Source organism: uncultured Rhodospira sp., from assembly GCF_937138205.1.
In the GTDB taxonomy this organism is placed as follows: domain Bacteria; phylum Pseudomonadota; class Alphaproteobacteria; order Rhodospirillales; family Rhodospirillaceae; genus Rhodospira.
On the sequence record NZ_CAKZOT010000003.1, the window covers coordinates 36,814 to 61,407 of the forward strand.

The 24,594-nt window shown below is 68.6% G+C and carries 24 protein-coding genes; 13 read left to right on the forward strand and 11 right to left on the reverse strand.

From position 1 onward, the window contains the following. Positions 1-21 precede the first annotated feature (21 nt). Positions 22-528: a peptide-methionine (S)-S-oxide reductase MsrA gene (msrA, locus tag Q0309_RS00585; protein WP_299436146.1), complete on the forward strand. Its 507-nt coding sequence runs from the start codon at positions 22-24 to the stop codon at positions 526-528. Between the two features lie 16 nt (positions 529-544). Here the strand turns inward: msrA and Q0309_RS00590 are convergent, their stop codons facing one another. Then, positions 545-2,242: a penicillin-binding protein activator gene (locus tag Q0309_RS00590; RefSeq protein ID WP_299436149.1), complete on the reverse strand. Its 1,698-nt coding sequence runs from the start codon at positions 2,240-2,242 to the stop codon at positions 545-547. Positions 2,243-2,348: 106 nt separating this feature from the next. After that, positions 2,349-3,395 (reverse strand): tRNA dihydrouridine(20/20a) synthase DusA, encoded by a 1,047-nt coding sequence (dusA, locus tag Q0309_RS00595; protein ID WP_299436152.1) that lies wholly within the window; start codon positions 3,393-3,395, stop codon positions 2,349-2,351. A gap of 206 nt (positions 3,396-3,601) precedes the next feature. On the opposite strand from dusA, the gene Q0309_RS00600 reads away from it, so the two are divergent. From Q0309_RS00600 to hemW, 3 genes are all read left to right on the forward strand, one after another. Continuing rightward, on the forward strand, positions 3,602-3,838 hold the full coding sequence (locus Q0309_RS00600; protein ID WP_299436155.1) for a DUF4160 domain-containing protein: 237 nt from the start codon (positions 3,602-3,604) through the stop codon (positions 3,836-3,838). 10 nt (positions 3,839-3,848) lie between these two features. Then, positions 3,849-4,436 carry a DUF2442 domain-containing protein gene (locus Q0309_RS00605; protein WP_299436158.1) on the forward strand — a complete coding sequence of 196 codons (588 nt, stop codon included), beginning with the start codon at positions 3,849-3,851 and terminating at the stop codon, positions 4,434-4,436. Between the two features lie 95 nt (positions 4,437-4,531). Next, the gene (hemW, locus tag Q0309_RS00610; protein WP_299436161.1) at positions 4,532-5,704 is read left to right on the forward strand and encodes a radical SAM family heme chaperone HemW; all 1,173 of its coding nucleotides are present in this window, start codon (positions 4,532-4,534) and stop codon (positions 5,702-5,704) included. 4 nt (positions 5,705-5,708) lie between these two features. Here hemW and Q0309_RS00615 read toward each other — a convergent pair whose 3' ends face one another. Then, entirely contained in the window at positions 5,709-6,449 is a 741-nt protein-coding gene (locus Q0309_RS00615; RefSeq protein WP_299436164.1) for a DUF6134 family protein, read from the reverse strand. A gap of 296 nt (positions 6,450-6,745) precedes the next feature. Here Q0309_RS00615 and Q0309_RS00620 point away from each other — a divergent pair, with 296 nt between their 5' ends. After that, positions 6,746-7,867 (forward strand): DUF2336 domain-containing protein, encoded by a 1,122-nt coding sequence (locus Q0309_RS00620; protein WP_299436167.1) that lies wholly within the window; start codon positions 6,746-6,748, stop codon positions 7,865-7,867. Positions 7,868-8,217: 350 nt separating this feature from the next. Here Q0309_RS00620 and Q0309_RS00625 read toward each other — a convergent pair whose 3' ends face one another. Together Q0309_RS00625 and Q0309_RS00630 are read right to left on the reverse strand one after the other, a co-directional pair. Beyond that, positions 8,218-8,895, reverse strand: coding sequence for a VPLPA-CTERM sorting domain-containing protein (locus tag Q0309_RS00625; RefSeq protein WP_299436170.1), 678 nt, complete (start codon positions 8,893-8,895; stop codon positions 8,218-8,220). A 616-nt stretch (positions 8,896-9,511) separates the two neighbouring features. Continuing rightward, a complete protein-coding gene (locus tag Q0309_RS00630; protein ID WP_299436172.1) occupies positions 9,512-10,546 on the reverse strand; it encodes an ABC transporter ATP-binding protein in 1,035 nt (344 codons plus the stop codon). 152 nt (positions 10,547-10,698) lie between these two features. Between Q0309_RS00630 and Q0309_RS00635 the strand changes: the two genes are divergently transcribed. The 5 genes from Q0309_RS00635 (at position 10,699) to Q0309_RS00655 (ending at position 14,557) form a co-directional block, all read left to right on the forward strand. Then, positions 10,699-10,899: a zinc-finger domain-containing protein gene (locus Q0309_RS00635; protein ID WP_299436175.1), complete on the forward strand. Its 201-nt coding sequence runs from the start codon at positions 10,699-10,701 to the stop codon at positions 10,897-10,899. A gap of 629 nt (positions 10,900-11,528) precedes the next feature. Continuing rightward, positions 11,529-11,759, forward strand: a complete 231-nt coding sequence (locus tag Q0309_RS00640; RefSeq protein ID WP_299436178.1) for a HypC/HybG/HupF family hydrogenase formation chaperone — start codon at positions 11,529-11,531, stop codon at positions 11,757-11,759. Beyond that, positions 11,756-12,919, forward strand: coding sequence for a hydrogenase formation protein HypD (hypD, locus tag Q0309_RS00645; protein WP_299436181.1), 1,164 nt, complete (start codon positions 11,756-11,758; stop codon positions 12,917-12,919). Before Q0309_RS00640 ends, hypD begins: the two co-directional genes overlap by 4 nt. After that, complete coding sequence (gene hypE / locus Q0309_RS00650; RefSeq protein WP_299436184.1) at positions 12,897-13,934, forward strand: hydrogenase expression/formation protein HypE; 1,038 nt, start codon at positions 12,897-12,899, stop codon at positions 13,932-13,934. Before hypD ends, hypE begins: the two co-directional genes overlap by 23 nt. 176 nt (positions 13,935-14,110) lie before the next feature. Beyond that, complete coding sequence (locus Q0309_RS00655) at positions 14,111-14,557, forward strand: hypothetical protein (protein ID WP_299436187.1); 447 nt, start codon at positions 14,111-14,113, stop codon at positions 14,555-14,557. A 170-nt stretch (positions 14,558-14,727) separates the two neighbouring features. Here the strand turns inward: Q0309_RS00655 and argF are convergent, their stop codons facing one another. The 4 genes from argF to rfbB all read right to left on the reverse strand — a co-directional run bounded on the left by argF (position 14,728) and on the right by rfbB (position 19,110). After that, positions 14,728-15,699, reverse strand: coding sequence for an ornithine carbamoyltransferase (argF, locus tag Q0309_RS00660; protein ID WP_299436190.1), 972 nt, complete (start codon positions 15,697-15,699; stop codon positions 14,728-14,730). 1 nt (position 15,700) lies between these two features. Then, complete coding sequence (locus tag Q0309_RS00665; RefSeq protein WP_299436193.1) at positions 15,701-16,876, reverse strand: aspartate aminotransferase family protein; 1,176 nt, start codon at positions 16,874-16,876, stop codon at positions 15,701-15,703. Between the two features lie 300 nt (positions 16,877-17,176). Beyond that, on the reverse strand, positions 17,177-18,064 hold the full coding sequence (rfbD, locus tag Q0309_RS00670) for a dTDP-4-dehydrorhamnose reductase (RefSeq protein WP_299436196.1): 888 nt from the start codon (positions 18,062-18,064) through the stop codon (positions 17,177-17,179). After that, complete coding sequence (gene rfbB / locus Q0309_RS00675; RefSeq protein ID WP_299436199.1) at positions 18,061-19,110, reverse strand: dTDP-glucose 4,6-dehydratase; 1,050 nt, start codon at positions 19,108-19,110, stop codon at positions 18,061-18,063. Before rfbB ends, rfbD begins: the two co-directional genes overlap by 4 nt. A 143-nt stretch (positions 19,111-19,253) precedes the next feature. Here rfbB and rfbC point away from each other — a divergent pair, with 143 nt between their 5' ends. Beyond that, positions 19,254-19,823: a dTDP-4-dehydrorhamnose 3,5-epimerase gene (gene rfbC / locus Q0309_RS00680; protein ID WP_299436202.1), complete on the forward strand. Its 570-nt coding sequence runs from the start codon at positions 19,254-19,256 to the stop codon at positions 19,821-19,823. A gap of 202 nt (positions 19,824-20,025) precedes the next feature. Here the strand turns inward: rfbC and Q0309_RS00685 are convergent, their stop codons facing one another. Together Q0309_RS00685 and Q0309_RS00690 are read right to left on the reverse strand one after the other, a co-directional pair. Then, complete coding sequence (locus Q0309_RS00685) at positions 20,026-20,265, reverse strand: type II toxin-antitoxin system ParD family antitoxin (RefSeq protein ID WP_299436205.1); 240 nt, start codon at positions 20,263-20,265, stop codon at positions 20,026-20,028. Between the two features lie 124 nt (positions 20,266-20,389). Next, positions 20,390-21,985, reverse strand: coding sequence for an ABC transporter substrate-binding protein (locus tag Q0309_RS00690; protein ID WP_299436208.1), 1,596 nt, complete (start codon positions 21,983-21,985; stop codon positions 20,390-20,392). Positions 21,986-22,152: 167 nt separating this feature from the next. On the opposite strand from Q0309_RS00690, the gene prfB reads away from it, so the two are divergent. Together prfB and Q0309_RS00700 are read left to right on the forward strand one after the other, a co-directional pair. Further along, a protein-coding gene (gene prfB / locus Q0309_RS00695; protein ID WP_299436211.1) for a peptide chain release factor 2 occupies positions 22,153-23,275 on the forward strand; the annotation gives its coding sequence in 2 pieces (ribosomal slippage) (positions 22,153-22,221 and positions 22,223-23,275; 1,122 coding nt in all). 259 nt (positions 23,276-23,534) lie between these two features. After that, positions 23,535-24,434: an alpha/beta hydrolase gene (locus Q0309_RS00700; protein WP_299436214.1), complete on the forward strand. Its 900-nt coding sequence runs from the start codon at positions 23,535-23,537 to the stop codon at positions 24,432-24,434. Positions 24,435-24,594 lie beyond the last annotated feature (160 nt).

Consider the following 24,594-nt stretch of genomic DNA (forward strand, 5'->3'; position numbering starts at 1 on the left):
CGTATAGGGAGAACCGCACACATGCCCACACACACCGCCACCTTCGGCGCGGGCTGTTTCTGGGGGGTGGAACAGACATTCCGCGACACCGAGGGCGTGACCGGCACGTCCGTCGGCTATGCCGGCGGGCACGTCGACCACCCCACCTACGAGATGGTCTGCTCGGACACGACGGGACACGCCGAGGTCGTGCGGGTCGAATACGACCCGGCCGTCATCACGTATGACCAACTGCTGGACGTGTTCTGGCAGACCCACGACCCCACCCAGGTCAACCGCCAGGGGCCGGACGTCGGCAGCCAGTACCGCAGCGTCATCTTCACGCACGACGCCGAGCAGGCGGCCACGGCGCAGAAGAGCCGCGCGGCGCTGGACGCCTCCGGGCGGATGCGCCGGCCGGTGGCCACCGAGATCGAGCCCGCCGGCCCGTTCTGGCCGGCCGAGGATTACCACCAGCAATACGTCGAGAAACAACGGGGGGGTGGGTCGCTCGGCGGACTGCTGCGGGCGTTCACGGGCCACCGGTAACCGGCCGCCCGCGCCGTCAGCTTGTCGGCCCGCAAACCCGACTTGTCCGGCACGTGCCGCCGATGCAGGTGCGCTCCCATCGGCACGCGTCAGTGGCGCCCGGTGGCGCCGTTTGCGGCGGTTCGGCCTCGGTCATTGGGGCCTCGATCGCCGGTGGCTCGGCGTCGGCGGCGGGCGCCGGCCTGCCCTGTTCGGCGGCCAGCCAGGGGTGACGCGAGACGTCCGCCGGGCCGATGATGTCGGCGGGCGGGCGGACGCTTGCAAATGATGGGGGCGCGGGCCGCACCATGCGCGGGCCATCCGGTGTGACTTCCAAAACGTTCAGGCCGCGTTCGTTCAGGCCGCTGGGCAGCAGCCGGAACAGCCCGGAAAACCCCCGGAACCCCGCCGGATCGACCAGGAACGCGTCGGTACCGGCGGACGCGGCACCGGAGGACCGCTCGGCCGCCCAGGCGGCGGCCAGGGCGACGGCATCCATCATCAGCCGGTCAAGCGGACCGGGGCCGGCCGTCAGTTGAAGGGGCGGGGTGTCGTCCTCTTCTTCTTCCGCCTGTTCGTCCCCCGGCTCGTCCGCCGGCTTGTCTGGGGCCGCCTCGGCGTCGTCCGTATCCCCGGCCTCCGCCGCGCCCTCGGACGGGGCGGGCGCCACGTCGTTGCTCGTCTCGTCGGACATCTCGTCGGACGTCTGGTCGGGGGCCGTACCGCCCGACGCCTCGGGATCCCCCGCGTCGGCGCCAGCGTCGGCGTCGGTTTCGGTGTCCTCCGACGTTTCCTCGACTGCCTCGTCGACCGTGCTCGGCGGTATGGTGGCCGTCACGTACCAGGCGCCGTGCAGCGAGCCTTCGGCGTAGGTCTCGGCCCGGTGCCACAGATCGGTGCCCAGAAGCCGCACCTCCGGCGGCACGGCATCATAATACGTGAACAAGGCAGACAGTCCCGCCAGGGACAGGCCGCTGGTGGGAATGATCACGCCGGTGGGGCCGATCTCGGCCACCTCGCGCACCAGGTCCACCTGGCTGTCGTACTCCGTCTGTGGCGGAAACAGGCGGCTGTCCACGAGTTGGACGCGACCCCGCGCGGCATGGCGGCGGGTCTCGTCGGCCACCAGTCGGGCGTAGGCGGTATCCGGGCCGACCAGGGCGATCCGGCCGTGGCCCTGGGCGGCGGCGTAATCAAGCAGCACCTCGGCCTGCTGACCCGGCAGGTGTCCGAGCAGGAACAAGCCCTCACCCGCCACCGCCGGGTTGTTGGACAGGGCCAGTATGGGGATGCCCGCGCCCGCCAGGATGGGCTTGGCGGCCTGGGCGGTCACCGAGTAAACCGGGCCGAGCACCACCTTGGCCCCCTGGGCCACGGCCGCGTGGGCGGCGGCGCGGGCGCCCTCGGGCGTCGAAGCGGTGTCATGCACGTCCAGGCGCACCACGGCCGCCCGCTCCGGTGTCAGCGCCTGCATGGCGGCCGCGCGCAGGCGCGCGCCGGTGTCCGCCTGCGGACCGCTCAGCGGCACCAAAAGGGCCACCGGCGTCGGGCCGACCGGTTTCGGCGGCGCCGGCTTTTGCGCCTCGGCCTGGGCGTCGGGCTCGGGAGGTGGCGCCGAGGCGGGATCCCGCGCCGTGCCGCCCGGCATGGTTTCGCAGCCGGCCAACAGGCCGGCCGCCAGCGCCAGCCCGACCAGGCGCCCCCACGCCGCGCGATTTCCGTTGAACAGGCCCATGCCCTTGCCTCCCCTGCGTGTCGACCGTCGGCGAGCATATCGCCCCGAGCGCCACCGGGCCACTGTACGGCGCGCCCGGCCCAAAAAGTTTCATGCCCGCCCAGGCTCACGCCGCGTCGGGCCGCGCCCGGGTGCACAGCGCCAGGGCGTCCAGGATGACCTCGGGGCCGGCGCCGGGGCGGTGCGCGTGCTCGCTCAGGTGGCGGCGCCAGGCGCGGGCACCCGGCACGCCGTGGAACAGCGGCAGGATGTGGCGGGTGATGGCCTGCACCGGCACGCCCCGCGCCACCACCTCGGCCGCATAGGCGGCCATGGCTTGTGCGACGGCCGCGCGGTCCGGCATCGAGGTGCCGGCGTCGCCGAACACGGCACGGTCGGCCTCGGCCAGGATCCACGGCGTTTCATAGGCGGCGCGGCCGATCATGACGCCGTCCAGGTCGGCCAACAGCGGCCCCACCGCGTCCAGGGACCGGACCCCGCCGTTGTGGACGAAAGTCAGGTGCGGAAACGCGGCCTTCAGGCGCCGCACGCGCTCCGGCTGCAACGGCGGGATCTCGCGGTTTTCCTTCGGGCTCAGGCCGTTCAGCCAGGCCTTGCGGGCGTGGACAATGAACACCCGGCACCCGGCGTCGGCCACGCGGGCGACGAACCGGTGCAGGAGGTCGTCGCTGTCCAGGTCGTCGATACCCAGGCGGTGCTTGACGGTGACCGGACGGTCCGTGGCCTCGGCCATCGCGGCCACGCACTCGGCCACCAGGTCGGGTTCGGCCATCAGGCAGGCGCCGAACCGGCCGCTGGACACGCGGTCGGAGGGGCAGCCGACGTTCAGGTTGATCTCGTCAAAGGCCCAGGGCGCCGCCAGCCGCACGCAGGCGGCCAGGGCCTCCGGGTCGCTGCCGCCCAGTTGCAGCGCCAGGGGGTGCTCGGCCGGATGGTGGTCCAAGTGGCGCGCCGGGTCGCCGAACAGCAGGGCGCCGGTGGTGACCATCTCGGTATAGAGCAGGGTACGCCGGCTCAGCAGCCGCAGGAAAAAGCGGTCGTGCCGGTCTGTCCAGTCCATCATCGGCGCGACGGACAGGCGCCGGTCGAGCGGAGCGGGCGGGCGCGGGGGGGATGGGGTGTTCGGCGTTGCCTGATGTCCGCTCGTCGTCATGGAGCCATTCATGCTTGGGTCTGAGTTGGTCACGAGCCGCGCCAGGGTCGCCCGATCAGGGAATATGGGCCGGGCGGGAACGGGCGTCCACCCGCCACCCGGCGTTTGGCCTGCCGTCGCACGAAGGGAACGCCATTTTGGCCGCTTTGTCTTGAAAGGCGGCCATTCTGGCGCTACAACATCGTCGTTAGGATTGAGGGGCGGAGATGGTGAAACTGGCGAGTATTGGGGGCGTGATCATCCGCATCTACAGCGGCGACCATCCCCCAGCCCATGTTCATGTCTACGCGGCGTCGGAACGGGCCGTGGTGGACATTGAGACGGGCACGATCCTCGCCGGCGCCCTGTCCAACAGGACCCGCAAGATCGTCGCCGAATGGCTGGCGGAAAACCGGCACCAAGCCAGGGCGGCGTTTGACCGCCTGAACCCACTTAGGACCTAGGGAGAAGGCAATGCCCAGCATTTACGACGACGCTGCGGACACGATGATGCTCGGCCCCGGTCCCTCTGATCCGGAAGACTGGCACCCCACGATCCTGTCGGTCGATGCCGGACCGGATTACACGCTCACGGTGACGCTGACCCGGGGCCGGGTTCTGTGCCTGGACATGACGGGCGTTGTGTTCGGCGATCCGGTGTTCGAACCGGCGCGCGATCCGGTTGTCTTTGCCACGGCGCACCCGGGCGAGGATGGCTTTTCCATTGTCTGGGGCGATGACGACACCAGCCTGATGGACATTGCCAGCGATACCGTGCTGGAGATGGCGGAGGCCCAACGCCCGCTGTCGGGCGCCGATCTTCGCGCGTGGCAGGGACGCCATGGCCTGAACAACCGAGAGACCGCTGCCATGCTGGATACCAGCCCGCGAACGATTCAGCGGTACCACGACGCGGACCGCCTCCCGTCGCCCATCCGGCTGGCGCTGCGGGCGATGGACCAACGCCCGGCCGTGTTTAGCGCTCTTTACCGCCCGTCCATGTCCGGGCGTCCCCGGCGTCCCGGCACGTCGCTGCGACCTGGGCGCCCTGCGAAAGGCTGACCGCCCAGGCTGCGTCCCCCTTTGCCTACCACAGCATCACGGTTGCCAGGATGATGACACCCACAACCACGATGCCGGCGGTGATCCCTGGCCCTATGACACCCCCGGCCGGCACCGAGGATCCCGGGGACGAAGGCTTTGGCCTGTACGTGCACTGGCCGTGGTGCCTGTCGAAGTGCCCCTACTGCGACTTCAACAGCCATGTGATCGACCAGCCCGACCAGACCCGCTGGGCGCGGGCCTACGTCCGCGAACTGGAGACCCTCGCGGCCACCGCCCCGCGCCGGCCGCTGACCAGCGTGTTCTTCGGCGGCGGCACGCCGTCATTGATGGAACCGGCCACCCTCGCGGCGGTGCTGGACGCGGCGGCGCGGCTGTGGCCGCTGGCGCCCGATCTGGAGGTCACCCTGGAGGCGAATCCGGGCGCGGTGGACCAAGTGCGCTTCGCCAGCGCGCGGGCGGCCGGGGTGAACCGCCTGTCGCTGGGGGTACAGGCGTTGGACGACGCGGCCTTGCGCGCGCTCGGCCGGCGCCACGATCGGGCCGAGGCGCTGGCGGCACTGGACCACGCCCGCGCGGTGTTCGACCGTGTGTCGGTGGACCTGATCCATGCCCGTCCGGGCCAGACGCCCGAGGCCTGGGCGGCCGAACTGGCCGAAGCCCTGGCCCTCGGCCTGGATCACCTGTCGCTGTATCAGTTGACCATCGAGCCGGGCACGGCCTTTTTTCAGGCGCTGCGCGACGGCACGCTGACGCCGCCGGACGAGGACACGGCGGCCGACCTGTTCGAGGTGACGCAGGAGGTCACGGCGGCGGCCGGACGGCCGGCCTACGAGGTCTCCAACCACGCCCGCCCGGGGGCCGAATGTAGGCACAATCTGGTGTACTGGCGCGGCGGCGACTATGCGGGGATCGGTCCGGGGGCGCACGGGCGCCTGGGCGGGAGCGCGACGCGGTGCGTCGCCAGCCCCGCCGCGTGGCTGGCCCGGGTGGAGGCGCGCGGCGACGGTCTGGCGGCGCGCGAGACGCTGGCGCCCGACGACCGGGCCACCGAACTGCTGCTGATGGGGCTGCGCCTGACCGAGGGCATCAACGCCGCGCGCTTCGAGCTTCTGTGCGGACGGGCGCTGGCGGACAGCCTCGATCCCGCCGGTCTGGCCGAGACGGTGGACCTGGGCCTTGTGACCTGGGACGGCCCTTGGCTGCGCGCCACGCCCACCGGTCGCGCGTGCCTGAACGCGGTGATCAGGCGGCTTGCCGGCGGCTGACCCGCTATCCCGTGGTATCGAGCAGGTAGAGGATATCCCCGCCGATGGAGTCCCGTAGCGCCTTCACCAGCAGGCCGTCGTCCGTATACCAGAGGTCGATGACGTCGTCGGTCTTGAAGCGAGACCGGGTGGCCTTGACGGTGCCGCCGATGAACTCGACCGTCTCGCGGCCCAGGGTCGTGGTCTGAACCGGCTCCAAAGCGCCGCGCTTGGTGGTGATCACGTGCGACGCCGTCAGGATGTCGCGGTTCCAGAAGCTCTTTGCGGGAACCCCGGCCGGCACGGTGTACGCGCCGGCCGCTCCCGACACGCGCAGCCCCTCGGGGCCGTAGGTGCTGGAGACCTCGAAGGCTTCGCCGTCGTCATTGGTCCGGGTCTTCAGCGCGACCAGCCGGCCGTTCTCCCAGACCTCGGTGGCGGCGTGCCGGCTGGTGTACGAATAGAAGAACACCGCGACGTCGATGCTGGTGCGGGTGACGATGGCCCGGTCGGCGCCACGCGCATAGACCTCGACCGTCGACGTGCCGATGGGGTCGTCGCCCCGGAAAATTCGGTAGGTCAGGGCATGGGTGTAGGCGTAGCCGTCCGGCACCCCCGGCGGCGCGCCGGCCGCCGGCCCTGCCACCGCCCCCACCGCCAACGCCAGCATCACCAGCACGGCCAGCCGGTTCAGCCAGGACCGGATGCCGCTGTCGCGCGGCAGCCGTCGGTTCCTGTTCGCCTGCATCCCTCCGCCGCTCGGCATGGTGACGGTCTCCTCGGCTGTCCGGGGAACGGCGGTTCGGCCGTGACGCTTCCCCCGACGATGGTAGAAAAAACCGGGCCGGTGCGCCAGTCGGCGCCGCCCGGCGACTCGCGTGTCGGGGTGGGTCGCGCCAATGGCTATACAAACCGGCCGGCTCGGATTACGGTCTTCTGAGGGCGCCGCGAACACTGGCGCGTTGATCGTCCCGACACGGCACCCGGACCGCCAGGATACGACAGGGCTCGTATGACAGACCCTCGGGCGGGTGCCGCACAAGGAGTGTGGAGCAGACGACGATGACGGACCACAGACTGTCGATCGAGGACGTCAACCGCTTGCTGGCCGACCCGTCCGACCAGACCCGTGTTCAGACGGCGGAAAAGCTGGCGCGCCAGTTCGACGATACCTCGCTGACCGCGTCCGAACGCCGCATGGCCGAGGACATCCTGCGGCTGATGGCCCGCGATGCTGTCGCCCGCGTGCGTCAGGCCCTGTCCGAGAACCTGAAGGACAACCCGCTGGTGCCGCACGACCTGGCCAAGACGCTGGCCGGCGACATCGACGTCGTCTCGGTGCCGATGCTGCAGTTCTCGGAGGTGCTGACGCCCGAGGACCTGATCGAGATCGTGCGCGGCCACGACGAAACCAAACAGACGGCCATCGCAGGGCGCAAGGTGGTGCAGGCCGATGTGGCCGACGCCCTGGCGGCGGAAGGCGCCGAAAGCGCCGTGACGGTGCTGGCCGGCAACACCGGGGCCGAACTGACCGAAACGTCCATGATGCGCATCGTCGACCGCTTCAGCGACAGCGAGGCGGTTCACGACGGACTGATCAAGCGTGACGTGCTGCCGATCACCATCGCCGAGAAGCTGGTCAACACGGCCTCCGAATCCCTGCGGGAGCGCCTGCTGGAGCGCCATGCCCTGTCGGCGTCGACGGCCGCCGAGCTGGTGTTGCATTCGCGCGAGCGGGCCACGATCGGCCTGTCCACCGGCTCGTCCGAGGACAGCGTCCTGCGGCTGGTTCGGCAGTTGCGCCAGCACCAGCGCCTGACGCCGTCGATCATCGTTCGTGCCGCCTGCATGGGCGACTTCATCTTTCTGGAATGCGCCATGGCCGAACTGGCCGGTGTCTCGCTGACCAACGCGCGTGAGCTGATCCACGATTCGGGCGAACTGGGCCTGCGCGGCATCCACGAACGCTCCGGCTTGCCGGACAGCGTGTTCCCGGCGCTGCGCGCGGCCGTCGACGTGTTCGGCCATACCACCTACGACGGCCTGGAAAACGACCGCGAGCGTTTCAGCCGGCGCATGATCGAACGCGTGCTGACCCAGTACGGCGACCTGGGCGTGGATTTCGAGTCCGACGACCTGGAGTACCTTTTGGGGCGCATGGGCCAGCTTCCGGCGACCCTTTAGGGCCTTTTGTGCCCCGGGGGGCGGGCCTATCATATTCACACTTCTTTCCGCCGAAGCGGCGGCACTTCGCTCGCGCGGTGATACGACTCGTCATTGCGAACCCTCGTCGTAAGACGAGGGTGAAGCAATCCAGAGCGAAAAATGCAAGTATCCGCTCTGGATTGCTTCGTCGCTACGCTCCTCGCAATGACGAAGAAGAGTAATGATGTGTGAATCAGATAGGGGGGCGGGCGAGGGGGCACTAAGCCCGAGACCACACCCCCAAACACCAAACACCGCCCCCGGCCGATGCCGGGGGCGGTGCTGATGGATCTCCCCTTGTGTGTGTGGGGGGGGGAGAGACGTGCCGGTTACGCGGCCTGCTGCGCGCCGCGACGGCCCTTCAGCCAACGCGAGCCGAACAGACCACCGAGGGCGGTCAGCATGAACCACGCGGCGGCCGGCAGCGGTGTGACGCCGACCTGATCCACGTCGAACCCGTCAAACGAATTAGAGCCAGAGTCGGTGGTATCGACCAAGACCAGGTGCGTGAAGGCGGTCCCGACCGTGAACTTAAAGCCGTCCTGGGCTTCCGCGTTCGGAATGGTTGCCACCTTCGCGAAGTCCGTCTCGCCGCTGTACTCATCATCAAACGGATTGGTAGTCCTGCCTGTCTTCACGTAATCTCCCGCACCAAAGCCGAGATTGTTGAAGGCGTAGACATCGGCCTTTTCGCCATGGCTCGGGCACACGCCGGAGTCAGTGCCGCAGTTGAACGTCACCTCGACGACGATGCCGGCCGTGAATTCGCCGCTGAAGTCGAACACGGCGTTGCCGCCCAGGCCGAGACTGAAGAAGTCGCCGTCCTTGTCTTTCACCGTCGCGACAGTCGCGCTGTCACGACCCGAACCGACCGTCCCGTTGTTATCCCAATAAACGGCGGTCGGCGCGACATACGCCGCCTGGGCGCTGCCGACGCTTGCAACCGCAAAGGCAACCCCGAGCGCGGCCGCGCTGAGACCGCCGAGAAGAGTCTTGTTCAAGCCCATGAGCCTTTCCTCCTTACCTGGCACCAAAGCTCTCGCCCTGATGGTCGCTGATCGTTGGTTTGGTCACAGTTGAAAGGCAATCCACCCCCTTCTGGGCCACCCCTTTCTCGGCATCTCACGCCTCGTCGGTGTGGACACCCTTCCGGTGGCGATGGTTGACCGATCCGCTTGGCCGCTTGCCTTGATCCCAAACGCCTTGCCGGACGGAAAACCGCAACGCCACAGTCTGATAAATTTCGACATAACATTTGCCTAAATATCGTCTTCTGTAAACCCGTTTTCTCCGCCTTACCCATCTGATGGAGGGTGCCGGGCCACCCCACCTCCCCTTTCGATGGAGGCGGCGATTTTCTGCCCTCCCCCATTTGGTGGAGGCCGGCCACCAAGCGAGCGCTCATTGGTTTCAAGTGCGCAACGAGGCCGATCTTATATCGCGGTCCGGCGCCCCGTTTTTCCAAGCCCTGTTTTGAATTCAGGGGCTGGCCATGCCGGATGCGGCGAATCGCCTATTCTGGCCGGTGCGGCCCACGGCCTGTCCGCGTGGCTGTCCGCATCGTTCCCTGGGAGTATCTTTAGGTGTCCGCCGGACAGCGCAACGCCCCATGCGGGCGCGCGCTCAGGCCGCGTCCCGCGTGAGCTGGAGAAAAATGTCCTCCAGGTCGGTTTCCTCGGTCACCAGATCGCGGATCTCCAGGCCGGCCGCGCGGAAGGCCTCCAGGATCGCGCCGACCGGCGTGCCGCTGGGTTTGTAGCGCACGACGATCTGGTCCGTGCCCTTGGGACACGCGTCCAACGCCGCCAGCGCCGGCGGCAGGGGCGCCGGCACCGGCTCGCCGACGGTCACCGTGATGGTCTTCGAATCCAGCCGCCGCAACAGATTGCGCGTGGTGTCAAACGCCGCCAGCCGCCCCTTGTTGATGATGGCGGTGTGGTCGCACAGCGTTTCCGCCTCTTCCAGATAGTGCGTGGTCAGCAGGATCGTGGTCCCGCGCGCGTTCAAGCCCTTGATCATCGTCCACAGGTGCTGGCGCAGTTCGATGTCCACGCCGGCGGTGGGCTCGTCCAGTACCAGGATGGGCGGGCTGTGCACCATCGCCTTGGCCACCAGCAGGCGCCGGCGCATCCCGCCCGACAGCGTGCGGGCGTAGGCGTCGGCCTTGTCGGCCAGGCCGACCGAGTCCAGGATCTCCATCGTGCGCCGCTCGCGTCGGGACAGGCCGTACAGGCCCGCCTGCACTTCCAGCAATTCGCGCGGCGTGAAGAACGGATCGAGGTTCAGTTCCTGCGGGACAATCCCGATGGCGGCGCGCGACTGGCGCGGATTGCGGTCGATGTCGGTGCCCCACAGGCGCACGGTCCCGGCGCTCTTCAGGACCAGCCCGGCCATGACGTTGATCAGCGTCGACTTGCCGGCCCCGTTCGGCCCCAGCAGCGCGAAAAAGCTGCCGCGCGGAATGGACAGCGAGACCTCATCCAGGGCCTTGCGGGGCGGCTGGCCGCCGCTGGCGCGGTAGACCTTGGTCAGGCGCTCGATCTCGATGGCGTTGTCCGGGGCGGTCTCAAGGGCGGTGTCCGAAGCCGGGGCGGTGGTGTCGACGGTCAAGGCAAGCCTCGCAGGGGCTGAGGGCGGCGGGTTTGGTGAGGCGGTCATGCGTCCGCGATGTTGCGCGCCGGCCGGGCCGAGCTATGATGCCTAAGGTCCTTGAACCCGACAGTCGTTGGGGCCTGGGCGGGCGCAGCCCGGCGGACGGCGGCCCCGCCCCCAACATAGGACGCCATGAGCAGAAGTCGAGGAGCCGCGCGATGGCGCACACACCCACCTTCCCCGTCAGTGAAACCGTCGAGGTGACCAGCCCCGATGTGGCTTGCGATGGCATCGGCATCGCGCTGGGTCATCCCCGCGTGTATCTGCAGATCAAGCCGGGTGAGCGTGACGTGGTGTGCCCCTATTGCTCGCGCCGATTCGTGCTGGTGGAGGCGGCCGAGGCCACGGCGGCCCAGTAGAGAAATGGCCGCCGGCCCGGCCGGCGTCAGCCCCGCCCGGTTTTCGACGGCCTTGACGGGCCACGATTTCGTCCGGGCGTGGCGCCTCGCTCCCTGAATGGTATCGTATTCGGACTTCTCCGCCAGCGTTCACGCAAGCTGACAGAGCGGCGCAAGACCCCTCCCCAACCCTCCCCGTGAACGGGGAGGACTCCGAGCGGCATCCACCGCTCGGAGTCCTCTCCCATTCATGCTACCGTACTCACACGTCTTTCCGCCGAAGCGGCTGTTCTTCGCTCGCGAGGCGATGTAACTCGTCATTGCAAACCCTCGTCGCAAGAGGAGGGTGAAGAAATCCAGAGCGTAAAACGCAAAAATACGCCCTAGATTGCTTCGTCGCTTCGCTCCTCGCAATGACAAGAGGGAGTAAAGATGTGTGAATCGGATAGATTTCATGGGAAGGACTCCGGCCGGAGCCCGCCGCCCGGACTCCTCTCCCATTTATGGGGGAGGTGGGGAGGGGGTTCAGGCGGAACGCGCCGCCGTCCGACGTGTGTGACAGTGATAGGTCTTGCGACAGGGGTGTCGCGGTGACCGCGTTGACGACCGATGGGCCCTGGCCCATTCGGTCAGCAAAAAAGGACCCTGCCATGTGCCTCGCCGTGCCCGCCCGCGTGGTCGAACTGCTGCCCGAAAACATGGCGCGTGTCGATGCCGGCGGCGCCACCAAGGAGGTTTCGGTCGCCCTGGTGGATGACCTGGAGGTCGGGGACTACGTGCTGCTGCACGTCGGTTTCGCGCTGTCGCGGCTGAAGCCCGAAGAGGCGCAAAAGACCCTCGACCTGATCGCCAGCCTGACAGAGGAGCCCGCGCCGTCATGAAGTACGTCGACGAATTCCGCGACCCCGCCCGGGGCCGCGACCTTGCGCGGGCCATCGCCGACGCCGTCGAGCCCGGCCGGCGCTACCATTTCATGGAGTTCTGCGGCGGCCACACCCACGCCATCGCCCGGCACGGACTGGCCGACCTGCTGCCCGAGGCGGTGCGTCTGGTGCACGGGCCGGGCTGCCCGGTGTGCGTGCTGCCGGTGGGGCGCCTGGACATGGTCCTGGCCCTGGTGCGCGAGCACCGTGTGACCCTGTGCACCTACGGCGACATGATGCGCGTGCCCGGCTCCGGTCGCGACAGCCTGCTGAAGGCGCGCGCCGACGGCGGCGATGTGCGCATGGTCTACTCGACCCTGGACGCGCTGGAGATCGCCCGCGCCAACCCCGACCGCGCGGTGGTGTTCTTCGCCATCGGCTTCGAGACCACCACGCCGCCCACGGCCCTGGCCCTGAAACAGGCCGAGGCGGAGGGGCTGGGCAACTTCTCCGTCTTCTGCAACCACGTCCTGACGCCGGCGGCTCTCAGCGCCATCCTCGACGCCGAGGACGACGGCGTCAGTCTGGACGGGGTCATCGGCCCGGCGCACGTCTCCACCGTGATCGGCGCCGAGGCCTATGCCTTCGTCGCCGAGGGACACCGGACCCCGGTGGTCATCGCCGGGTTCGAGCCGCTCGACATCCTGCACGGGGTGCTGATGCTGATGCGGCAGGTGAACGCCGGCCGTCACGATGTCGAGACCCAGTACATCCGCGCTGTGACACCGGCCGGCAACACCGCCGCCAAGGCGCTGATGGCCGACGTGTTCGAGATCCGGCCGTCGTTCGAGTGGCGCGGCCTGGGCGCGCTGCCCCGCTCGGCGCTGCGATTGCGCGAGCGCTACGCCCGATGGGATGCCGAGCGACGCTTCGCGCTGGGCGACCGGCGCGGGCTGGAACACCGCGCCTGTCAGTGCGGCGCGGTGCTGCGCGGGGTTCTGGACCCGCGCGACTGCGGCCTGTTCGGGACCGCCTGCACGCCCGACACGCCCCTGGGGGCCTGCATGGTCTCGTCCGAGGGGGCGTGCGCCGCCCAGTGGACCTATGGGCGGACCTATGGCCGCCTTCGCCAGACGCCATCGAAAGGGAGAGAGAATGCCGCCCCATCCCCCGCTTGACCTGACCAAGGGCACCGTCGAGATGGCGCACGGCGCCGGGGGCCGGGCCATGGCCCAACTGGTGCGGGATGTCTTCGTCGCCGCCTTCGACAATGCGGCGCTGCGGCGGGGCGACGATCAGGCCACCGTAGCCATGCCAAAGGGCCGCCTGGTGATGACGACGGACGGCCATGTCGTCACGCCGCGCGCCTTTCCGGGCGGCGACATCGGGTCATTGGCGGTGCACGGTACGGTCAACGATGTGGCCATGGGGGGCGCGGTGCCGCTGTACCTGACCGCCGGCTTCATCATCGAGGAGGGCTTCGCCCTGGGCGAACTGGCCTGGATCGCCGGATCCATGGCCCGCGCGGCGCGCGACGCCGGCGTCTCCATCGTCACCGGTGACACCAAGGTGGTGGAGCGCGGCGCTTGCGACGGCCTGTTCATCACCACCGCCGGGGTGGGCGTCATCACCGATGACCGCCTGGACATCTCCGGTGATCGGGCGCGGCCGGGCGACGTGCTCCTCATCAACGGTCCGATCGGCGACCACGGCGTGGCCATCCTGTCGAAGCGGGAGAACCTGGCCTTCGAAACGCCGATCCACTCCGACAGCGCGCCCCTGAACGGGCTGGTGGCGGCGATGGTCGCCGCCGCGCCTGGCATCCGGGTGCTGCGCGATCCCACCCGGGGTGGGCTGGCGGCGACCCTGAACGAGATCGCCCACCAGTCCGGCGTCGGCATGGTCGTGCGCGAGGCCGACGTGCCGGTGCGCGAGGAGGTTCGCAACGCCTGCGAACTGCTGGGGCTCGACCCGCTGACCGTGGCCAACGAGGGCAAGCTGGTGGCCATCTGCCCGCCCGAGGACGCCAAGACTCTGCTCGCCGCCATGCGAGCGCACCCACTGGGCGAGGCGGCGGCGATCATCGGCACGGTGACGGACGATCCGGACCGCTTCGTGCAGATGGAAACGGCGTTCGGCGGCCGGCGCATCATCGACTGGCTGGCCGGCGAGCAGTTGCCCCGGATCTGTTAGGCATCTGGTAGGGATCTGTTAGAAAACCGTCAAAGGCTGAGGGTTTCGACGCCCATGGACGCGGTGGAAAAACATCGCTAAAAATTACTGTGTTATAATTGCAGTTCGCAACTCGCGACAGCACCGGGGTCTGACGGGTGCGGCGACATGGAAGACGTGGAACAGGAGAGATCCCCATGCCACCGAACAAATCGATGGCCGCGGCGCAGGCCATGGCCAAACTGCCGGCCCGTCCCATCAACGCCCCGGCGCAGATGACGTCCCCCACGGCGGGGCGGTCGAATGGCGGCGGTCTCGGACGCAAGCCCCCGCCCGGCAAACCGTTGCCGCAGGCCGGCGCAAACAATCAGGCCGAAGTGATGGCGGCCATGTCCGCGCGCATCGCGGAGCTGGAGGGCCGTTTGAGCGTCCTTGAATCCCGTCTCATGATCGGGCCATCCGGCATCACGCTCAACTGCGCCGGGTCCCTTTCAATCAATGCGGCCATGACCAGCATTAACGCATCCAGCATTCAACTCAATGCCGCCGTGACGATGTCCACCGGCATCATGCAGTGTGATACTTTGGTCGCGACTCATGTGGCCGGGGGGAGTTACACACCCGGCCCGGGCAACGTCTGGTAGCGCCAGAGCATCCCATTTTGTGGGCCCATCATGTGGGCAAAAATTTTTGGCGAACACACCCTTTATAGGGAGCCGGACGGGGTTTCCGATTCCGTCCGGCTCCTTTTCGGGTCCATCACCGGCCTTCGAAAAAGCGGTTCGGCGAGGGAATGCAACGCCCGCCCGGCCGCTCACCCGCCCAGGCACCAGGCCAGCACCCCCTTCTGTGCGTGCAGGCGGTTCTCGGCCTCGTCCCAGACCGCCGACTGCGGGCCGTCGATGACGCCGTCGGTCACCTCGTCGCCCCGGTGCGCCGGCAGGCAGTGCATGAAGATGGCATCGGGCGCGGCCCGGGCCATCAGCGCCTCGTTGACCTGGAACGGGCGCAGCATGTTGTGGCGGTTGGCCGCGTCCTTGTCGCCCATCGACACCCAGGTGTCGGTCACGACGCAGTCGGCACCGGCCACCATCGCCTCGGGATCGGCGCCCTCGCTCAGGCGGGCGCCGTTGGCGCGCGCCCAGGCCATCACCTGGCGGTCGACCCGCAGGCTTTCCGGGCAGGCCAGCCGCAGTTCAAAGCCGAAGCGGGCCGCCGCTTTGACCCATGAGGTGGCAACGTTGTTGCCGTCGCCGCTCCAGGTCACGACGCAGCGGCTGAGGTCCTCGCCCTTGTACTCGCGCAACGTCATGACATCGGCCATGAGCTGGCACGGATGCGCCTTGTCGGTCAGGCCGTTGATGACCGGCACGGTGGCGTGGCGCGCCATCTCGCCCAGTTTCTCGGCCGAGGTCGAGCGCAGCATGATGGCGTCGACGTAGCGCGACAGCACGCGGGCGGTGTCGGCCACCGTCTCGCCCCGGCCGAGCTGGCTTTTCTCGGCGTCCAGCATGATCACGTCGCCGCCGAGCTGGCGCATGGCGACCTCGAAGGACACGCGCGTTCGCGTCGAGTTCTTCTCGAAGATCAGGGCCAGGGTCTTGCCGGCCAGGGGCTTGTCGGTCCCCATGGCCGGGCTCGGCCCGTCCGCCTTGATGGCGCGGGCCAAGCCGAGAATGCCGTTCAGCGTGGTCGCGTCCAGGTCATCCAGGTCCAGGAAATGACGGGGGTGTCCGCCGGCCCGGGGATCGCCCGGGGCGGGCTTCAGGCTGGGCATGGTGGTCATGTCATGTCGTCAGCGTTGCGCAGGCGGCCCGCAGCTTGGCGATCGCGGCGTCCACCTCGGGGGTGTCGATGATCAGCGGCGGCAGCAGCCGCGCCACGTTGCCGGAGGCCGGAACCAGCAACAGACCCTGGTCGCGGCAGGCGGCGATGAGATCGGTGTTGGGGACCGTGCAGACCAAGCCCCACATCAGGCCGAGGCCGCGCGCCTCGGCCAGCACGCCGGGATGGTCGGCCACCACCGCGTTGAGCGCCTCGCCCAGGGTGGCGCCGATCCGGCGCACGTGCTCCAGGAACCCGGGGGCCAGCACCTCGTCCAGCACCGCCTCGGCCACCGCCATGGCCAGCGGATTGCCGCCGAAGGTGGTGCCGTGGCTGCTGGGGGTGAGAACGCGCGCGCAGCGTTCGGTGGCCAGCAGGGCGCCAACCGGAAACCCGCCGCCCAGTCCCTTGGCGGCGGACAGGATGTCCGGGGTGATGCCAGCGTGCTCGTGCGCGAACAGGGTGCCGGTGCGGCCGATGCCGGTCTGGATCTCGTCCAGGATCAACAGCAGGCCGCGCTCGTCACACAGCGCCCGCAGGCCCCGCAGGTATCCCTCGGGCGGCGGGCGCACACCGCCCTCGCCCTGCACCGGCTCGACGAAGATCGCGCCCGTGCGGTCGGTGACGGCGGCGCGGGCGGCCTCCAGGTCGCCGAAGGGCACGCGGTCGAAGCCGTCCAGCAAGGCACCGTATCCGGCCATGTGCTTCGGGTTGCCGGTGGCCGCCATGGACGCGAACGAGCGGCCGTGGAAGGCGCCGGTGGCGACGATGACGCGGTCCTTGTCGGGGTGGCCCTCGTCGTGCGCCACCTTGCGGGCCATCTTCAAGGCCGCCTCGTTGGCCTCCAGGCCGGTGGAGCAGAAGTAGACGGAGTCGGCGAAGCAGTTGGCCACCAAGCGCTCGGCCACCCGTTCCTGCCCCGGCACGCGGTACAGGTTCGACGTGTGCCACAGCTTGCCGGCCTGTTCGCGCAGGGCGGCGACCAAGCGCGGGTGGGCGTGGCCCAGCCCGCAGACGGCGATGCCGGCGGCGAAGTCGAGGAAGCGGCGGCCGTCGGTGGCCGTCAGCCAGGCGCCTTCTCCGTGATCGAAGGCAAGGTCGGTGCGGGCATAGTTCCGCATCAGGGCGGGGGTGGCCATGGACCTGATCCACCTGTCGGAGCCGGGGGAGCCGCCGATCGGGAATCGCTTGGCCGCGCCGCACCCCTTGGGTGCCGCGGCTCGCCGATGTCCTGACCGAAGGGACCCGGGTGAAAAAACCAACGGGCCGCACGCTGCCCACGCACGGCCCAAGGAAGAGGGGATAGTGACCAACGCCACTCGGTTTGTCAACGCGCGCGAGCATGACGTTTGCGAGACAGGCGCACCCATGGGCCACTCGGTCGGGCCGCAGGATCACTCACACCCGACGTGCCCATCCGGTTGCCGTGACGGTGCCGGCTACGCCGCCCCCAGGTCCGTCAGCACCTCGGCCAGCGTGTCGGGCCAGGGGCGCGGGGTGATGCCGAAGGTCTCTTCCAGCCGGGCTGAGGACAGCACCGAATTCGCCGGCCGTCGCGCCGGGGTCGGGAACTCGGCGGTGGTGATGGGATGCACCGGCGGGCGCGCGCCGGTGCGTTCGGCCTGGGCGGCGACGATGGCCTCGGCGAAGCCATGCCACGTGGTCGGGCCGGCGCCGGCGAAGTGGTACGTGCCCCAGGCGTCGTTCCGCCCTTCCAGCACGATCTGGCGGGCGATCTCGACCAGGACGCGGGCGATATCGTGCGCCGCCGTCGGGCTGCCGTGCTGGTCGGCGACCACGCGCAATTCGGGCTTTTCGGCCGCCAGCCGCAGCATGGTCTTGACGAAGTTCTTGCCGTGGGCGCTGAACACCCAGGCGGTGCGCAGGATCACATGACGCGCGCACTCGGCCCGCACCGCCACCTCTCCCGCCAGCTTGGAGCGACCGTAGGCGCCCAGCGGGGCCACCGGGTCGTCCTCGGTGTACGGGCCGTCCTTGGCGCCGTCGAACACGTAGTCGGTGGAGACGTGGATCAGCGGAATGCCGGCGTCGGTGCAGGCCATGGCCAGCGCGCGCGGCCCCTCGCCGTTGATGTGGACCGCGAGATCTTCTTCCTCTTCCGCCTTGTCCACGGCGGTATAGGCGGCCGGGTTGATGACCAGCGCGTACCCGCCCGTGCGCACCACCTCGGCGGCGTGCTCGGGATCGGCGAGGTCCAGGGTCTCGCGCCCCACGACCTCCGGCACCAGTCCGGCCGGCCAGGGGGCGCGGGCCAGTTCGGTGCCCACCTGTCCGGTGCGGCCGGTCACCAGGACGCGTGCCGTCATTTTTTCGTCCCCAGGCGTTGGCCGTCGTAAACGCTGGCGCGAAGCGGTCGCCACCACGCCTCGTTGTTCAGATACCAGTCGACCGTTTGCCGTATGCCGCCGGCGAAGTCGTGCGTCGGCGCCCAGCCCAACTCGCGCTTGATCTTGGTCGCGTCGATGGCGTAGCGGAAGTCATGCCCCGGCCGGTCGGTCACATAGGTGATCAGGTCGCGGCGCGGCCGCTCGGCGGGGCGCAGGGCATCGAGCGTGTCGCAGATGGTTTCCACCACCTCAATGTTGCGCTTCTCGCTGTCGCCGCCGACGTTGTAGCTCTCGCCCACCCGGCCGGTGGTCAACACCAGCCACAGCGCCCGGGCGTGGTCCTCGACATGCAGCCAGTCGCGCACGTTCTCGCCCTTGCCGTAGACCGGCAGCGGCTTGCCGTCGAGCCCGTTCAGGATCATCAGCGGGATGAGCTTTTCCGGAAACTGGCGCGGACCGTAGTTGTTGGAGCAGTTCGACGACACCACCGGAAGGCCATAGGTGTGGTGCCACGCCCGGACCAGATGATCCGACCCGGCTTTTGACGCCGAGTACGGGCTGTTGGGGGCGTAGGGCGTTTCCTCGGTGAAAAGACCGGTCTCGCCCAGGGTGCCGAAGACCTCGTCGGTGGAGACGTGATGGAAGCGGAAAGCCGCCTGGCGCTCCGGCGTCAGCCCTTTCCAGTGCGTCCGCGCCGCCTCCAGAAGCTGATAGGTGCCGACGATGTTGGTGTCGATGAAGTCCGCCGGGCCATCGATGGAGCGGTCGACATGGCTTTCGGCCGCCAGATGCATGACCGCGTCGGGATCGTGCGCGCGGAACACCCGCTCCAGCGCCGCGCCGTCGCGGATATCGACCTGCTCGAAGGCATAGCGCGGATCGTCGGCGCGGTCCGCCAACGAGGCCGGATTGGCGGCATAGGTCAAGGCATCGACGTTAACCACCTGGGCGTCCGTGGACTCCAGGACATGGCGGACCACGGCCGAGCCGATGAAGCCGCACCCGCCGGTGACAAGTACTTTCAAGACCCCGCCTCCTCTGCACACCTGTCGCGTCTGGGGGTATAGCGGACCCGGAGCCTTGGTGTCATGCGGTTTCGGGGTTGTCCCGGCCGCGCATGGGGCCTAAACCGACCCGCGAACGGCAGTCGCGCGAGGGAGGCACAACGATGCAGGTCGAGGCGCTGGAGATCCCGGAGATCAAGATCATCCGGCCGAGGAAGTTCGGCGACCACCGCGGCTTCTTCTCCGAGACCTACAACAAAAAGGCCCTGGCCGACGCCGGCATTCACCTGGACTTCGTGCAGGACAACCATTCCATGTCGGCGACGCCGGGTACGCTGCGTGGCCTGCACTTCCAGATCCCGCCCATGGCCCAGGACAAACTGGTGCGCGTGGTCAAGGGCGCGGTGTTCGACGTGGCGGTAGATATTCGCACTGGCTCGCCCACCTACGGCAAATGGGTCGGCGCCACCATCAGCGCCGCCGAGTGGAACCAGATCCTGGTGCCGGTGGGGTTCGCGCACGGTTTCCTGACCCTGGAGCCGGACACCGAGGTCGAATACAAGGTCACCAACCTGTACGCCCCCGACTGCGACAAGGGCATCGCCTGGAACGACCCCGACCTGGGGATCACGTGGCCGCTGCCGGACGGACTCGACGCCCCGGTGCTGTCCGACAAGGACGGCCGCCAGCCGTTGCTGCGCGAGTGTCCGGACTGGTTCACGTTTGGAGCGTGATAGCCTGCACGCTGGCCGTCGGCACACGGGAAACGCGGCCAGCCGGTATCATACGAAGTCCGTTTGATCCGTTCCAGTTCGGTTGGCGTTGGCCGTCACCTCGCCCCGTTGGCTATCTGATTCATACACATCCAACGCCGCTGGTTTCCGCCAGAATCGTACATCATGCCGGCGCGTGCGAATGGATCATCCGGTTTTCGGATCACTGGCCTGCGTGGCCCCGGATGCGATCACGCAATGCCTCGAACCACGCCGCATCGGCCGGGGTATCTGGTTCGGACGCCGCGCCGGCCAGCAATAGGCCACGAAGGCGCTGCCTGTCGCGTTCCTTGCGGATCAGGTCATGAACAGAGTCGCTGCCGCTCTCGTATCCCCGTTCGGTCATCTGCTCGCCGACAAAGGCCGTCAGGTCCTCGGACAGGGAGACCGTCAGTCTGCTCATTGCGTAGGTCCCTCCCTCGCCAACGTCGTGCCACTGGCGATATGGGGATCGGTGATGGGTGGGGCGAGCCTTTGGCGGAGCGGGACGGGATCGTCGCCCCGCTCCGCCCCGCCGGACGCCGGTTTTACTCCACCGTCACATACTTCAGCTCAAAGATGTTGTCGGCGCGCTGGTGCAGGTCGATCGACTCCTTCTTGCCCCAGGACAGCGGCTGCTGGTGCAGCGGGATGTAGCCCCAGTCGTCCTTCACGATCGAATACGCCTCGGTGATCATGGCCTGACGCTTCTCGGGGTCGATCTCGCTCTGGATGGCGTGGGCCAGTTCGTCGACGCGCGGATTGCAGTAGCCGCCCAGATTGAACTTGCCCTGCCCTTCCTCGCGGCAGGACATCAGGTCGCGCAACGGGTTGTGGGCGTCCAGGCTGGAGGGCGTCCAGCCCAGCAGGTAGAAGCTGGTCTCGAAGGCCAGCACCTTGGCGAAGTACTTGCTCTTCGGTTGCGCCAGCAGGTTCACCTGGACCCCGACCTTGGCCAGCATCCCGGCCACTGCCTGACAGATGGCCTCGTCGTTGACATAGCGGTTGTTGGGGCAGTCCATGCCGATCTCGAAGCCGTCCGGATAGCCGGCCTCGGCCAGCAGTTCCTTCGACCGCTCCGGATCGAACGCCGGGCGGTCGTTCAATGCCGGATCAAAGCCGTTGATCTGCGGCCCGATCAGCAGCGCCGCCGGATAGCTGTTGCCGCGCATGATCTTCTGCTTGATGGCCTGGATGTCGATGGCGCGGTAGAAGGCCTCGCGCACGCGCGGGTCCTGCAGCGGATTGGCGTCGGTCACACTGCCCTCGAACATGGTGTCGCGCCACTGGTCCATGCCCAGGAAGACGGTGCGCGTTTCGGGGCCGGCCAGCATCTCGACGCCGGGGGCGGCCTCAACGCGGGGCGCGTCCTGCAGCGGCACCGGATAGACGAGGTCCATTTCGCCCGACAACAGGGCGGCGACACGGGTGGCGTCGCTGGTGATGGGGGTGAAGATGGCCTCGGTGATGTTGTGGGTCGCCTCGTCCCACCAGTCCGGGTTCGGGACGAACACGGTGCGCACGTCCGGCTGGCGCTCGGTCACCATGAACGGGCCGGTGCCGTTGGCGTGGCGGGTGGCGTAGTTCTCCTCGCCCGCCTTGACGCTGGCCGGTTCGACCGCGTCGTGCTCCTCGGCCCATTCCTGGTCCATGATGTACAGATCGGTCATGTCCGACGTCAGGATCGGATAGGGCGTCTTGGTGACGATGTCGACGGTGAAGTCGTCGATCTTGCGCACCTCTTCCACGGCGGCGACACGGCTGGACATGTCGGAGCCCGGCTTCGCCGCCCGTTCCAGCGAGAACACGACATCGTCGGCGGTGAACGGGTTGCCGTTGTGGAACGTGACGCCCTCGCGCAGGTGGAAGCGCCAGGTGGTGGGATCGACGATCTCCCAGGATTCGGCCAGGGCGGGCTCGATGCCCAGGTCCTTGTCGCGGCGCACCAGCCCCTCGAACACGTTGCTGAGGGTGCCGAGCGTGTGGGTCTCGTTCAGCACATAGGGCTCCAGCGCCTGGAAGTCGCCCTGGAAGGCCCAGCGGAACGTCTCGGCCTGGGCGGGGGCGGCGGCGGCGCCAAGGGCCGCGGCCAGCGCGCCGGCGGCGAGCACGGGCGCCGAACGGCGCGGGGCGGGGATGGGCATGACGTTTCCTCCTGATGCGATCATTGTACAGGCGGTCGGAAGTATCCGACGGAATACCGCATGGCGCCACCCCATGAATCGCACCCGACCCGACCCTTTACGCTCCGGCCCGCGCCGACTATGGTCCTCTGCCCTCACGAATTGGCCCTAGAGACGGAGACACCCCCATGCGCGCCGAGGCGCAAACGCTTGTCGATCAGATCCAGCAGTCGATGGCGCTGCTGAGGAGGCATCTTTGACTGGGACAACGCGGTCAGACGCCTTGAGGAGCTGAACGCCCTGGTCGAGGACCCCACGCTGTGGGACAAGCCCGACGCGGCGCAAAAGCTGATGCGCGAGCGCACCCGTCTGGAGGAGGCCATCTCCGGCTTCCGCGACCTGGAGGCCAAGCTGGAGGACGCCCGCACCCTGATCGAGCTGGGCGAGGCCGAGGGGGACGAGGACAGCATCGGCGAAGGCGAGGAGGCCCTCCGGTCCCTGCGCGACGAGGCCGCCCGGCGCGAACTGGAAAGCCTGCTCTCGGGCGAGGCCGACGGCAACGACTGCTATCTGGAAATCAACGCCGGCGCCGGCGGCACCGAGGCCCAGGATTGGGCGCGCATCATGCAGCGCATGTACGCGCGCTGGGCCGACTCCCAGGGCTACACGGTCGACTACGTCGAGGAAAGCGAGGGCGAGGAGGCCGGCATCAAGTCCTGCACCATGCAGGTCAAGGGCACGAATGCCTACGGATGGCTGAAGACCGAAAGCGGCGTGCACCGGCTGGTGCGCATCTCGCCGTTCGACAGCTCGGCGCGGCGCCACACCAGTTTCGCCTCCGTCTGGGTCTATCCCGTGATCGACGACAGCATCGAGATCGAGATCCAGGAGAAGGACTGCCGCATCGACACCTACCGGGCCTCCGGCGCCGGCGGTCAGCACGTCAACCGCACCGACAGCGCGGTGCGAATCACCCACATGCCCTCGGGCATCGTCGTGCAGTGCCAGTCGGAACGCTCGCAGCACCAGAACCGGCACCACGCGTGGAACATGCTGCGCGCGCGGTTGTACGAAGCGGAACTGCAACGCCGCGAGGCGGAGGCGCAGGCGCTGGCCGATTCCAAGACGGACATCGGCTGGGGCCACCAGATTCGGTCCTACGTGCTGCAGCCCTATCAGATGATCAAGGACCTGCGCACCGGGGTCGAGACGTCGGACACCCAGGGTGTGCTGGACGGCGACCTGGACCGCTTCATGGCCGCCGCCCTGGCCGCGCGGGTCGAGGCCAAGACCGACGCGACGGCGGGGTAATGGGCGTTCCCGCCGTCGGCAACGACATTATGCTTTTCTTTGTAGACACATGATGCAAGTCTCAGGCCTCAGGGTGCACCGTCGTGTCGCGCTTCGATGCGGCGCAGTCCTGCAGGGCCGGCCTCGGGCTGCTTTGCCTTCGCCGCGCGATTAAAAAATGCGGGACTCCTGTGTGTCTCGCTGTGTCGTTCCTCGTGTCCTCGAAGGCCATCGCCTCCATGCTCAGCCGTGCCTCAGACGCCCGGATGGACCTGGTCCCATGCTGAGTTGGATCGCCGGTATCGCGGGCGGGGTGCTGGCGCTCTATCTGGCCGGCGGGGCCTACCTGTGGGCCTTTCAGGAGAGTTTTCTGTTCGCCCCCGGACCACCCCCGCCGCCGCCGTCCGAAACCGAGGCGCCGGAACTGCGGCCCGTGACGCTGACCACGGCGGACGGGCTGGGCCTGACCTCGTGGTACGCGCCGCCCACCGAACACGGCCTGATCATCGTCTATTTCCACGGCAACGCGGGCAACATGGCCGGGCGCGCCTACAAGGCGCGCGACCTGCTGGACGCGGGCTATGGCGTCCTGATGGTGGGCTACCGGGGGTATAACGGCAACCCGGGCACACCGGGACAGGACGGGTTCCGGCTGGACGGACAGGCCGCGCTGGACTGGCTGGACGCGCAGGGCATCGACGCGGCCCGGCGGGTGCACTACGGCGAGTCCATCGGCTCCGCCACGGCCCTGCCGCTGGCTGTCGAGCGGGGCGCCGCCGCCGTGGTGCTGGAAGGGGCCTTCACGTCCATTGTGGCCATGGCCCGGCGTCAGTACCCCATCTATCCGGCGTCCTGGCTGCTGCGTCATCCGTTCGACAACCTGGAGGCCGTGCGCGCCCTTCGCGCGCCGCTCTTGGTCATGCATGGGGCACGGGACGATCTGGTGCCGCTGGAGATGGCCTACACGCTGGGGGAAAACGCCCTGGACGCCGGCAACAGCCGCAGCGACGTCGTCGTCTTTGCCGAGGGCACGCACGTCGACCTGTTCGAACATGGGGCGGCGGGCCGCGTGCGGGCGTTCCTGGACGCCCATGTGCCGCAGTCCGTCGGCGCGCCGCGCGGACCCCGCGCCCTGTTTCCCGAGCAGGATGAAGAAGACGCCTCCGGCGCGCGAAACTGACGGGTGTGCGTTACACCGGCGCGCGGGCCAGCCAGCTCGTAGGGTGCGTCTGACCGCCGCGAACGCGGCGGGCGACGCACCGCCTCGCGGCCGTCGCGGCCACCTGGTGCGTCGTCGGCGGCGTCGCCGCCTCCAGACGCACCCTACGACGGCTGCGAAC